Here is a 10,280-nt window from a genome sequence, read left to right as displayed (position 1 = left end):
GGAATATCCATTCCGACGTCCGGACCATCATGGGCCCCGGCATCCATCACTATTTCCAGGAGCCGTCGCTGGTCGACGGCGAACTGGTCTGGCGCGACGGCGTCGCCGAAAGTCTGGACACGGACATACTCCGTCCCGCCTCCGATCCTTTCGACCGCGAAGGCGGCCTGCGTCTCGTCCAGGGCGACCTCGGCCGCGCCGTCATCAAGGTCTCCGCCGTCAAGCCGGAGAACCGCGTCGTCGAAGCCCCCGCCGCCGTGTTCGAGACCCAGGAGGAGGCCCTGCAGGCCTTCAAGGACGGCCAGCTCGACCGCGACGTGGTCGTGATCCTGCGCTTCCAGGGCCCGAAGGCCAACGGCATGCCCGAACTGCACAGCCTGTCGCCCGCCCTCGGCGTGCTTCAGGACAAGGGCTTCAAGGTCGCCTTCGTCACCGACGGCCGCATGTCCGGCGCCTCGGGCAAGACGCCCGCCGCCATCCACGTCTCGCCCGAGGCCCTCGCCGGCGGCATGCTGGGCCGGATCCGCGACGGCGACCTCATCCGCCTCGACCCCGAGGCCGGCGTCCTGTCCACCGTCGGTGTCGACCTCTCGACCCGCCCCGCCGCGACGCGCTCGCCGGAGCACGCCGGCGGTTCGGCCTGGGGCTACGGCCGCGAACTGTTCGGGGCCTTCCGCCATGTCGTCTCGACCGCCGAGGAAGGCGCCTCCGTCTGCTTTACCGGTCCCCCGGTGGCGACGGCCTGGAGCGACAGCCCGCCCGACCCCAACATCGTCGACCGGGCGGTCGACGCATGACGCTCCCTCGAGCAGAGAGCCCGTCATCCCCGCGCAGGCGGGGACGCGCGGCGAACGATAGGGAAACGATATGACCCTCGCCTGGGACAAGACGCTTCTGGTCGGCGACGTCGGCGGCACCAACGCCCGCTTCGCCATCGCCCACATGGTCAACGGCAAGCCGGTGCTCGAGCACCACCAGAGCTTCAAGGGCCGCGACCACCCGACCTTCCTCGGCGGGGTGAAAGCCTATGTCGACGGCTGCGAAATCAAGCCGACCTCCGGCGTCATCGCCGTGGCCGGACCGGTCACCGACGGCGCCATCGACCTGACCAATTCGCCGTGGCGGGTTTCGGAGGAAGAGCTCGCGACGCTGGGCCTCAGTCCCGTGCGTCTGATCAATGATTTCGAGGCCCTGGCCTGGGGCGCGCCCGCGGTCCCGCGCGACCAGCTCGCCTCGCTGGGCGGCCCCGAGGAAGGCGACCCGGAGTCGGCCATCGCGGTGCTCGGCCCGGGCACCGGCTTCGGCGTCTCGGCCCTGATCCGGGACTTCCACGGCCGCGAGATGGCCATGCCGTCCGAGGGCGGCCATGCCTGTTTCGCGCCCGGCGATCCGGTTGAGGACGAAATCCTGCGCATCCTTCGCCGCCGCTACGACCGGGTCTCGATCGAGCGGCTGATCTGCGGGCCCGGCCTGCTCAACATGCACCGCGCCCTGGCCGAGATCGACGGCCGCGAGACCCAGATCGACGACCCGGCCCAGATCACCACCGAGGCCATGGCCGATCCGCGCAGCCCGTGCGGCGCCACCCTCGCCCGCTTCTGCGCCATCCTCGGCGCCGTGGCCGGGGACATCGCCCTGACCACCGGGGCGCGGGGCGGGGTCTATATCGCCGGCGGCATCGCCCCGCGCATCCTGCCCTTCCTCCAGGCCAGCCCGTTCCGCGAGCGGTTCGAACGCAAGGGCCGGTTCACCGACTACATGGCGGCCATCCCCACGCACGTGATCCTGCACAAACACGCCGCCCTGCTGGGCGCCGCCCGGGTGGCCTTCGCCGAGGCCGGATGACGGGTTTCGAAAAAATCATCACGCACGCGTGAACCCATCGTGAGGGGCGGCGTTATGGAGGCTCCACTCTGGAAGGAAGCATCCCATGCGTAAACTGATCATTGCCGCCGCCGCCACCTTCGCCCTCGCCGGCGTCGCCGCCTGCGGTGAAAGCGCCGCCGACAAGTCCGCCGAGATTCAGGCCGACGCCCTGGAAGAACAGGCCGCCGCCGCTCCGACCGAGGCGCAAGAAACCGCCCTCAACGCGGAAGCCGACCGGATCGAGCAGGAAGCCGGCAACGCCGACGGCGGCATGACCACCGAGAACACCCCGAACACCTCGCCTTCGGATGCGAACCCGGGTCAGTAAGACGGTCAACCGCCGGGGTTCATGAACCCGGCGGACCCCTTCGAACGGTCAGCCCCCGTCGCTCACGCGGCGGGGGTTTTCCGTCTTCGCCCAGCGGGCCAGCAGGACGGTGAGGAAGATCGGTCCGAGCACCGACGCCCGGCCCGCTCCGGTCTCGGCGGCGATCAGGAACAGACCCCACCAGACCGCCAGGTCGCCCAGATAGTCGGGCCGTCGCAGCCACAGTCGCGCGCCGCGGAACGATGACGGATCGGCGGACGGGCGCTTCGCCAGCCTCAGGCTCCCCAGCCCCTCGAGACCGATGCCGGCCACGGCGAGGACGGCGCCGGTCCACCCGACCCATCCCACCGCCGGCAGGAAGTCGACCTGCCCCAGCTGCGCCGGCGTCGAGGCCAGCCAGGCCAGCGCGCCCTGCGGCAGGAAGAACAGCAACAGTCGCGTACGATCCCGGCTCCACCCCCGGCGAGCCGCCTGCGCCTCCGCCACGGCGGCGTAGCGCGCATCGGACGCCGCCCGCGCCGGCGGCTTCAACCGACGCCACGCCTGCGGCACGGCCCAGAGGGTCACCAGCCACAGCAGCAGCCCTTTCCGGACCGGATCGCCATCGACGAGCAGGAAGGTCGTCGCCGCCGGCGCCGCGAGCGCCAACGGCCAGACCGCATCGATAAAGCCGGTCCCCTTCCACGGCCGCGACAGCGCCCACAGGCCGGTCATCGTCGCCAGCAACAGGCCAAGGTTCAGGCCCAGCAGGGCGGCGATCTCAGCCAGGTTCATGAGGCGGGAACGCCCGGTTTCGCGCCCGGATGCATCCGGTCAGTCGACGCAGATCGCGGCTTCGGCCTTGCCGTTCTCGACCGGGGTGTAGCAGCCGAACGGGCTGCTCGTGGCCTGGCACTGGCCGACCACGGCCGCGCCCGCGCGGGGGGCGTTCGCCACGTCCTCGATCCGGCAGCCGCCCTGGCAGTCGTCGCCGTCCGTGCAGCGCTGTCCGGCGTCGCTGTAGGAGACCAGGCACTGCAGGGTCTGCATCCGGCCCTGCGGCAGCATCTTGCCGCCGCGCGCGGCGCAGGCCGCCGCCTCGTCGGCCGGTGTCTGGGTCGCGGCCGTCTGGGTCGCCGGCGCGGTCTGCGCCAGGTCGGCCTGGCCGCCCTCGACCGGCATCGGCTGGCAGGCGGCCGCGAACAGGGCCGCCAGCATCACGAAGCGCTTCATGTCACGCGTCCCTTCTCGAACCCGGTCCAGACGTCATCATAGTCCAGCTGCATGGTCGGCGAGGTTTGCGCCCATTCCGTGGTGCGGATCGGCAGTCGCGTCTCGAACATGAAGGCCAGGGTGTTCTCGATCTTTACCGGCTTCAGGTCCGCCGCCACCGCCTTGTCGTAGGACGCCTGATCCGGCCCGTGCCCGCTCATGCAGTTATGCAGCGAGGCGCCGCCCGGGGCGAAGCCGCCCTCCTTGGCGTCGTACTCGCCGGTCACCAGCCCCATGAACTCGCTCATCACGTTCCTGTGGAACCACGGCGGGCGGAAGGTGTCCTCGGCCACCATCCAGCGCGGCGGGAAGATCACGAAGTCGCAGTTGGCCACGCCGGCCGTATCGCTGGGCGAGGTCAGGACCGTGAAGATCGACGGGTCCGGGTGGTCGTAGCTGACCGTGCCGATGGTGTTGAATTTCGCCGTGTCGTATTTGCAGGGCGCGTAGTTGCCGTGCCAGCCGACCACGTCCAGCGGCGAGTGGTCGAAGGTGGTGGCGTACAGCCGGCCGCCGAATTTCTGCACGCATTCGGTCTGGCGGTCGACGTCCTCGAAGGCCGCGACGGGCGTCTCGAAATCGCGCGGATTGGCCAGGCCGTTGGCGCCGATCGGCCCGAGGTCCGGCAGGCGGAAGGCCGCGCCGTAGTTCTCGCAGACATAACCGCGGATCGGCCCGTCGCACTCGACCTTGAACCGCACGCCGCGCGGAATGACCACCACTTCGCCGGGGCGGGCGTCAATGCGTCCCATTTCCGTGACAAAGGCCTGTTGTCCCGCCTTCGGGACGATCAGCAATTCCCCGTCCGCGCAGTAGAACACGCGGTCGACCATCGAGCGGTTGGCCGCATACAGGTGGATGCCGATGCCCGACAGGGCTTCCGGATCGCCGGCGCCGCCATAGGTCACCAGCCCCTCGACCCAGTCGGTCGGTTCGGCCGGCATGGGCAGCGGATCCCAGCGCATCCGGTTCGGCGACGGCGGCGCCTCGTGGAACGGCCCCGACCGCACCCGCCCCTGCGGGAACGGCTTGTAGGCCGGGTGCTGCGCCGACGGCCTCAGCCGGTACAGCCACGACCGCCGGTTCTCGCTGCGCGGCGCCGTGAACGCCGTCCCCGACAGCTGCTCCGCATACAGCCCCATCGGCGCCCGCTGCGGCGAGTTCCGGCCCTGGGGCAAGGCGCCGGCGACGGCCTCGGTCGAAAAATGATTGCCGAAGCCCGGCATATAGGCAGGCGCGTTGGCGCGAGTCGTCATGGTGCGTGGTCTCCCTGTCTGGAGGTTTAGCGGTCGCCGTCCGCCCTCGCCACCCCGGGGAAATACCGGAGGGCGATCAGAACCCCTGGCTTCGCGCCATCCGTTCCTGATGGAAGCCGGCGTCGCCCAGCAGCTCGTTCAGCACCCGGACCCGCTTCATGAACAGGCCGACGTCGAACTCGTCGGTCATGCCGACGCCGCCGTGCATCTGCACCGCCTCCTGAACCGCCAGCTCAGCCACGCGGCCGGCCTTGGCCTTGGCCACCGACACGGCCAGCGGCGCGTGGTCCTTGCCCGCGTCCAGCGCCTGCAGCGCCCCCATCACCGCCGCCCGGGCGATCTCGATCTCGCTGAACAGATGCGCCGCCCGGTGCTGCAGCGCCTGGAACTCGCCGATCAGCTTGCCGAACTGTTTGCGCGTCCGCAGATAGTCCAGCGTGGTCTGGAAGGCCTGATCCCCCGCCCCGGTGAGCGACGCGGCCGCGCAGGCCCGTCCCAGGTTCAGCGCCCCCTCCAGCAGCGCCTCGCCGCCCTCGACCGAACCGATCAGGGCGTCTGCATCGACCGCGACATCGGTCAGCGTCACCCGCGCCGCATTGTGCGCATCGACCATCACCGTCCGCTCGACCGTCACACCGTCCGTGGACGGATCGACGAGGAACAGACCGATGCCCTCCGCCGTCCGCCCCGCCACGATCAGGGCGTCCGCGACATGGCCGTCCAGCACGAAGCCCTTGGCCCCGTTCAGCCTGAAGCCATTGCCCGATCGCTCGGCCATGGTCGTCATCCGCGCCGGCGCGTGCTTCGGTCCCTCGTCCACCGCCAGCGATACGATGGCCTCGCCCGCCGCGATCCGCGGCAGCCACGCCGCCTGCTGTTCGTCCGAACCGCCCTTCAGCACCGTCGCCGCCAGCACCCCCGAGCCCATGAAGGGCGACGGCGTCAGGGTCCGCCCCAGCGCCTCGGCCACCACCCCGGCCTCGACCGCGCCCAGCCCCGAGCCGCCGTGCGCCTCGGGGATGACGACGCCCGCGAAGCCCATCTCCCCGAACGCCCGCCACAGCTCGCGCGACACCCCGTCGGCGTCTCGGCTGTCCCGCAGTTTGCGCAGGTGCGCGATCGGCGCCTTCTCGTTCAGGAAGCCGTCGGCGGCTGCCTTCAACATCGTCTGCTCTTCAGTCAGGATCAGCGGCATCCATCAGGCTCCCGGCAGCTGCAGCAGGTGTTTGGCGATGATGTTCAGCTGGACCTCGCTGGTCCCGCCCTCGATGGAATTGGCCTTGGTCCGCAGCCAGTCGCGGGCCGTCGCCCCGTCGCGCGACCGCTCGCCCTCCCACTCCAGCGCCTCCGCGCCGCCGGCGGCCATCAGCAGCTCATGGCGTCGCTTGTTCAGCTCCGAGCCGTAGTATTTGAGCATCGAGGCGATGGCCGGATGCGCCTGTCCGGCCTTGGCCAGGTCGCCCGTCCGCTCCAGCGCCAGCTTGAACGCCGCCGCATCGACCTCCAGCTCGGCGATCCGGGCCCGGAGCATCGGCTCGTCCAGCCGCCCGTCAGCGTCCAGCCCGATCGACCCCGTCGCCACCTGACCGACCGGCCGGCCCCCGGCGATCTCGCCCATGGCCCCGATCATGGTCCGCTCGTGCGCCAGCAGCGCCTTGGCCACGTCCCAGCCGCGGTTCAGCGTCCCGACCAGATTGGCCTTCTCGACCCGCACGTCGTCGAAGAAGGTCTCGCAGAACGGGCTCTTGCCGCTGATCAGGGTGATCGGCCGCGTGCTCACGCCCGGCGTCGCCATGTCGAACAGCACGAAGGAAATGCCCAGGTGCTTGGGCGCCTCGGGATCGGTCCGCACCAGGCAGAAGATCCAGTCGGCCTTGTCGGCGTAGGAGGTCCACACCTTCTGGCCGTTGACGATCCAGTGGTCGCCCTTGTCCTCGGCCCGGGTCTGGATCGCCGCCAGATCCGACCCCGCCCCCGGCTCGGAATAGCCCTGGCACCAGCGGATCTCGCCGCGGACGATCTCCGGCAGGAAGCGCTGCTTCTGTTCCTCGGTCCCGAAGGCCAGCAGGGCCGGCCCCAGCATCCACACCCCGAAACTGGCCAGCGGCGCCTGGGCGTCGATGCGGCGCATCTCCGAGCCCAGCACCTTGGCCTCCTCGCGGCTCAGCCCCCCGCCGCCATATTCGGTCGGCCACTCCGGCGCGGTCCAGCCGCGCGCGCCCATCCGCTCCAGCCAGGTCTTGTGCGCCGGGGTCGGGAAGACCGCGTTGCGGCCGCCCCACACCCGCTCCTCGTCGCTGGCCACCGGCCCGCGGCATTCGGCCGGGCAGTTCGCCTCCAGCCACGCCCGCGTCTCCGCGCGGAAGGTATCGAGATCGGTCATGTGCGCCTCCGTCGCCGGGACGTTAGCAGCGATTCAGCGATGACGTAGCGTCAGCGTCTCCTCCCCATTTCATGGGGAGGGGGACCGCGCAGCGGTGGAGGGGCTGCCGGCCCCACCTACTTCGTCGGCAGGAACGGCGAGAAGGTGATCACCGTGAAGGTGTCGCGGATGTTGGCCCGGGTCTGCACCGACTTCGTCACGAAGGTGCCGATGTCCATGTCCTTCGGCAGCTGGAACTTGGCCAGCAGGTCGTACTGGCCCGAGGTCGAATAGACCTCCGAGACGTATTCGACATTGTCGACCATGTCCGCCGCCACGTCGTTGGCGTGCCCCAGCTCGCATTTGATGAAGACGAAGATGGCGGTCATCATGGCGGCGGTCCCTCAGGTTCGAGGGCTTCCTCTAGCGGATGACAGCGTGGCGGGTAAGGGCGAAGCGGCGATCGATCTCGAAGCCGAATACAACAACCGCGCCCGCGTGCCGGATCACCCGGCCGTCATGCAGCGCTGGCGCGACGCCGCCGAGGCCGCCCGCGCCGCCCATCCGCCCATCGAGATCGCCTGGGGTCCCGGCGCGCGCGAGGTCATGGACCTGTTCTCCGCCGGGGAGGACGCCCCCGTCGCCGTCTTCCTTCACGGCGGCTACTGGCAGGCGCTGGACAAGAGCTGGTTCTCCGGCCTCGCCCCGGCGCTCAACGCCCATGGCGTCAGCCTCGCCATCCCCTCCTACGACCTCGCCCCCGCCGTCCGCCTCGGCCATATCCTGCGTCAGGTCCGCGCCGCCGTGGACGCCGTCCGCGCCCGCACCGGCGCCCGCCCCGTCGTCTTCGGCCACTCCGCCGGCGGCCATATGGCGGCCTGCCTGCTCAGCGAGGGCCGCGCCTCCGCCGCCGTGGCGATCAGCGGCGTCTTCGACCTCGCCCCCCTGATCCCGACCTCGCTGAACGTCGCCCTGCGCCTCGACGCGGCCGAGGCCACCGCCCTCTCGCCCGTCCACTGGCCCGTCCCCGACGGCTCCACCCCCGGCGGCACGGTGCTGGACTGCGTCGTCGGCGCCGACGAGAGCCCGGAGTTCCTGCGCCAGTCGAAGATGATGGCCGACCTCTGGGGCGCCCGCGGCGTCGAGACCCGCTACGAAGCCCTCCCCGGCCTCAACCATTTCACCGTCCTGGACCCCCTGTTCGACAAGGACAGCGCCCTGGTGAAGCGGATCGCCGGCCTCGCCCGTGGCGCCTGAAAACCAAAAGGGGCCGGCCCCTCCGGACCTGCCCCTTTAGCGCCAGGGCGCAGGCGTTCGTCTAGCGCTCTTCCGGCGTGGTCGTGGCCTCGTCGACCGTCTCCTCCGTCTCGGCGGCGACGTCGCGCGCCGCGTCGCCGGTCTCCTCGACGACGTTCTCGGTGGTGGCCGCGACCTCGGCGCCGGCGTTCTCGGCCGCCTCGCCGGTCTCGTAGGCGGCGTTCTCCGCCTCCGGCTCAGTGCAGGCGGCCAGCGGCGCGGCGGCGAAGGCGGCGACGAGGGCGAGGCGTGTCAGGGTGTTCATCGGGTCTCTCCAGCGATTGCGCCCACCCAGCCGGCGGGCCTGACCGTTGGAAAAGGCCGGCGCCGCCGGTTCGGTTCCGGCGATCCTCACACGGCCCGAACCCGACCCTGCGGCCGCAGCGCCGCCAGCGCCGCGCGCCGCAGCTCGCGCGCCACCGTCTCTCCGTCCTGTCCCGGGAAGGCGAATTCGTACAGCATCGCCATGTGCACCGAATAGGACAGCCAGGCCGTGGTCGTCGCCGCGGCGGCCTGCGGATCCGGCGCCGTCACCCCATCCCGGGCCGCCAGCAGCCAGTCGGCGATCAGCGCCACGCTGCGCGCGTTGAGCGCCGCCGGCCCGGCGTTCAGCGCGGCCGACTGCGACAGCAGCCGCCCGAACACCGCCCGGATCAGCCCCGGGTTGGCCCGCGCGCTGGCCTGCAACGTCTCCACCAGCCAGTCCAGCCGCCCGGCCAGGTCGACCCCGGCCCAGCGCTCCGCCGCCAGCACCTCCTCCAGCCGCTCCAGCTGCTCGCGCTGGGTCGCGTCCAGCAGATGGGTCAGCAGCTCGTCCTTGCCCTTGAAGCGGGTGTAGAGCGCCCCGACCGACACCCCCGCCTCGCGCGCGATGTCCTCGACCGTGATGTCGTCCAGGTCCCGCGTCGCCAGCAGGGTCTTCGCCGCCCCGAGAATACGGGCGAGGGTGGCCTCGCTCCGCTTCTGTCGCGGCGGACGCGGGCCTTCCGGCTCGATGGTCAAGAGGCCCCTCCGACGGCTCCGGTGTAGAAGGCCGTCATACTAACGAAGTCCACCAGTCCGTGCAGGATGATCGCGGCCCACAGATTGCGGCCGCTCCACAGCCAGACCAGGCCGATGACCACGCCGACCGCGCCGGTCAGCAGGGCCCCGCCCAGTCCCTGATAGGCGTGGCAGGCGCCGAACAGCGCGCCCTGCAGGATCACGGCGGCGAACAGCACGACCCCGTTCGGCGCGGCCCCGCCCAGGACGGCGGCGATGCGGTCGGTCAGGAAGCCGCGCGCCACCAGCTCCTCGCCGACGGCGGCCGAGCCGAGGGCGACCGGCAGGGCCCAGAACAGATATTCCGGCAGGTCGCCCCTCAGGGCGGTGAAGGCCGACAGGTCCGGTCCCGACAGGCCGAGGGCCGGCAGGATCGCCATCTGCATCGCCCCCGCCAGGGCGCCGAGCGCCAGATAGCCGGCGACCACGGCGACCGGGATGGTCCACCAGCGGCGCGGGGCGTGCAGGCCGACGTCCGACCAGCGGCGGCCCGCGACGCGCAACATCAGGGCGGCCGCCGCCACCAGCAGCGCCATGCGGCCCAGCAGGATCAATTTGGGGCCATAGCCCGCCCCGACCACCTCGCTGGGAGACAGGGCGAACGACACGGCGAAGACCAGGGCGGCCATTGTCGCGACCTGGACGGCGGCCAGTCGGCGGCCGCCGCTGGGCGGGGCCGAAGCGGCGGAGGGGATGGAAACGGTGCTCATGACGAGGCTCCAGTGCTGAACATGAATTCATATTCACTTCTTATGCAGCGTTTGTCAATCCGGGCCAGACGGACGCGCGGCGGGAGGCGTCCGCCGTTCACACGGTTTGAAGCCGGCTCCCTTGACGCGCCCGGCCGGGCGGCCGAGTCAGGACCGATCAGGGAGACTTC

At 71.0% G+C, this 10,280-nt stretch carries 13 protein-coding genes; 4 read left to right on the top strand and 9 right to left on the bottom strand.

Features of this window, described 5'->3' with window-relative positions; all coding sequences use genetic code 11:
• The 3 genes from RDU12_RS07540 to RDU12_RS07530 form a co-directional block, all read left to right on the top strand.
• Positions 1–797 (top strand): dihydroxy-acid dehydratase (locus RDU12_RS07540; RefSeq protein ID WP_308684372.1); only part of this gene is annotated, 797 nt, incomplete at its 5' end.
• A gap of 70 nt (positions 798–867) precedes the next feature.
• Positions 868–1,845: a glucokinase gene (glk, locus tag RDU12_RS07535; RefSeq protein WP_300291850.1), complete on the top strand. Its 978-nt coding sequence runs from the start codon at positions 868–870 to the stop codon at positions 1,843–1,845.
• Between the two features lie 85 nt (positions 1,846–1,930).
• A complete protein-coding gene (locus RDU12_RS07530) occupies positions 1,931–2,194 on the top strand; it encodes a hypothetical protein (protein ID WP_300291849.1) in 264 nt (87 codons plus the stop codon).
• A 48-nt stretch (positions 2,195–2,242) separates the two neighbouring features.
• Here RDU12_RS07530 and RDU12_RS07525 read toward each other — a convergent pair whose 3' ends face one another.
• From RDU12_RS07525 to RDU12_RS07500, 6 genes are all read right to left on the bottom strand, one after another.
• Positions 2,243–2,968, bottom strand: a complete 726-nt coding sequence (locus RDU12_RS07525; RefSeq protein WP_308684371.1) for a DUF1295 domain-containing protein — start codon at positions 2,966–2,968, stop codon at positions 2,243–2,245.
• Positions 2,969–3,007: 39 nt separating this feature from the next.
• Positions 3,008–3,406 carry a hypothetical protein gene (locus RDU12_RS07520; RefSeq protein WP_308684370.1) on the bottom strand — a complete coding sequence of 133 codons (399 nt, stop codon included), beginning with the start codon at positions 3,404–3,406 and terminating at the stop codon, positions 3,008–3,010.
• The gene (gene hmgA, locus RDU12_RS07515) at positions 3,403–4,701 is read right to left on the bottom strand and encodes a homogentisate 1,2-dioxygenase (protein WP_300292969.1); all 1,299 of its coding nucleotides are present in this window, start codon (positions 4,699–4,701) and stop codon (positions 3,403–3,405) included. Before hmgA ends, RDU12_RS07520 begins: the two co-directional genes overlap by 4 nt.
• Positions 4,702–4,777: 76 nt before the next feature.
• A complete protein-coding gene (locus tag RDU12_RS07510; protein WP_308684369.1) occupies positions 4,778–5,896 on the bottom strand; it encodes an acyl-CoA dehydrogenase in 1,119 nt (372 codons plus the stop codon).
• A gap of 3 nt (positions 5,897–5,899) precedes the next feature.
• Complete coding sequence (locus tag RDU12_RS07505) at positions 5,900–7,084, bottom strand: acyl-CoA dehydrogenase family protein (protein ID WP_300293205.1); 1,185 nt, start codon at positions 7,082–7,084, stop codon at positions 5,900–5,902.
• Positions 7,085–7,200: 116 nt separating this feature from the next.
• A complete protein-coding gene (locus RDU12_RS07500) occupies positions 7,201–7,455 on the bottom strand; it encodes an Lrp/AsnC ligand binding domain-containing protein (RefSeq protein ID WP_308684368.1) in 255 nt (84 codons plus the stop codon).
• 46 nt (positions 7,456–7,501) lie between these two features.
• Here RDU12_RS07500 and RDU12_RS07495 point away from each other — a divergent pair, with 46 nt between their 5' ends.
• The gene (locus RDU12_RS07495) at positions 7,502–8,320 is read left to right on the top strand and encodes an alpha/beta hydrolase (protein ID WP_308684367.1); all 819 of its coding nucleotides are present in this window, start codon (positions 7,502–7,504) and stop codon (positions 8,318–8,320) included.
• A 61-nt stretch (positions 8,321–8,381) separates the two neighbouring features.
• Here the strand turns inward: RDU12_RS07495 and RDU12_RS07490 are convergent, their stop codons facing one another.
• From RDU12_RS07490 to RDU12_RS07480, 3 genes are all read right to left on the bottom strand, one after another.
• Positions 8,382–8,624 carry a hypothetical protein gene (locus RDU12_RS07490; protein WP_308684366.1) on the bottom strand — a complete coding sequence of 81 codons (243 nt, stop codon included), beginning with the start codon at positions 8,622–8,624 and terminating at the stop codon, positions 8,382–8,384.
• Between the two features lie 86 nt (positions 8,625–8,710).
• A complete protein-coding gene (locus tag RDU12_RS07485) occupies positions 8,711–9,361 on the bottom strand; it encodes a helix-turn-helix domain-containing protein (protein WP_308684365.1) in 651 nt (216 codons plus the stop codon).
• Positions 9,358–10,110, bottom strand: coding sequence for a CPBP family intramembrane glutamic endopeptidase (locus RDU12_RS07480; RefSeq protein WP_308684364.1), 753 nt, complete (start codon positions 10,108–10,110; stop codon positions 9,358–9,360). The genes RDU12_RS07485 and RDU12_RS07480 overlap by 4 nt, the downstream gene beginning before the upstream one ends.
• Positions 10,111–10,280: the final 170 nt, after the last annotated feature.

The sequence above is a fragment of the Brevundimonas sp. genome (assembly GCF_031082345.1).
GTDB lineage: Bacteria > Pseudomonadota > Alphaproteobacteria > Caulobacterales > Caulobacteraceae > Brevundimonas.
This window is presented reverse-complemented; position numbering and strand designations above follow the sequence as displayed.

Bases quoted from the DNA above. Each gene is read 5' to 3' on its own strand.
- RDU12_RS07505 (WP_300293205.1), bottom strand. From the start codon at position 7,084: ATGACCGATCTCGATACCTTCCGCGCGGAGACGCGGGCGTGGCTGGAG.
- RDU12_RS07500 (WP_308684368.1), bottom strand. From the start codon at position 7,455: ATGATGACCGCCATCTTCGTCTTCATCAAATGCGAGCTGGGGCACGCC.
- RDU12_RS07530 (WP_300291849.1), top strand. From the start codon at position 1,931: ATGCGTAAACTGATCATTGCCGCCGCCGCCACCTTCGCCCTCGCCGGC.
- RDU12_RS07525 (WP_308684371.1), bottom strand. From the start codon at position 2,968: ATGAACCTGGCTGAGATCGCCGCCCTGCTGGGCCTGAACCTTGGCCTG.
- RDU12_RS07510 (WP_308684369.1), bottom strand. From the start codon at position 5,896: ATGCCGCTGATCCTGACTGAAGAGCAGACGATGTTGAAGGCAGCCGCC.
- RDU12_RS07480 (WP_308684364.1), bottom strand. From the start codon at position 10,110: ATGAGCACCGTTTCCATCCCCTCCGCCGCTTCGGCCCCGCCCAGCGGC.
- glk (WP_300291850.1), top strand. From the start codon at position 868: ATGACCCTCGCCTGGGACAAGACGCTTCTGGTCGGCGACGTCGGCGGC.
- hmgA (WP_300292969.1), bottom strand. From the start codon at position 4,701: ATGACGACTCGCGCCAACGCGCCTGCCTATATGCCGGGCTTCGGCAAT.
- RDU12_RS07520 (WP_308684370.1), bottom strand. From the start codon at position 3,406: ATGAAGCGCTTCGTGATGCTGGCGGCCCTGTTCGCGGCCGCCTGCCAG.
- RDU12_RS07490 (WP_308684366.1), bottom strand. From the start codon at position 8,624: ATGAACACCCTGACACGCCTCGCCCTCGTCGCCGCCTTCGCCGCCGCG.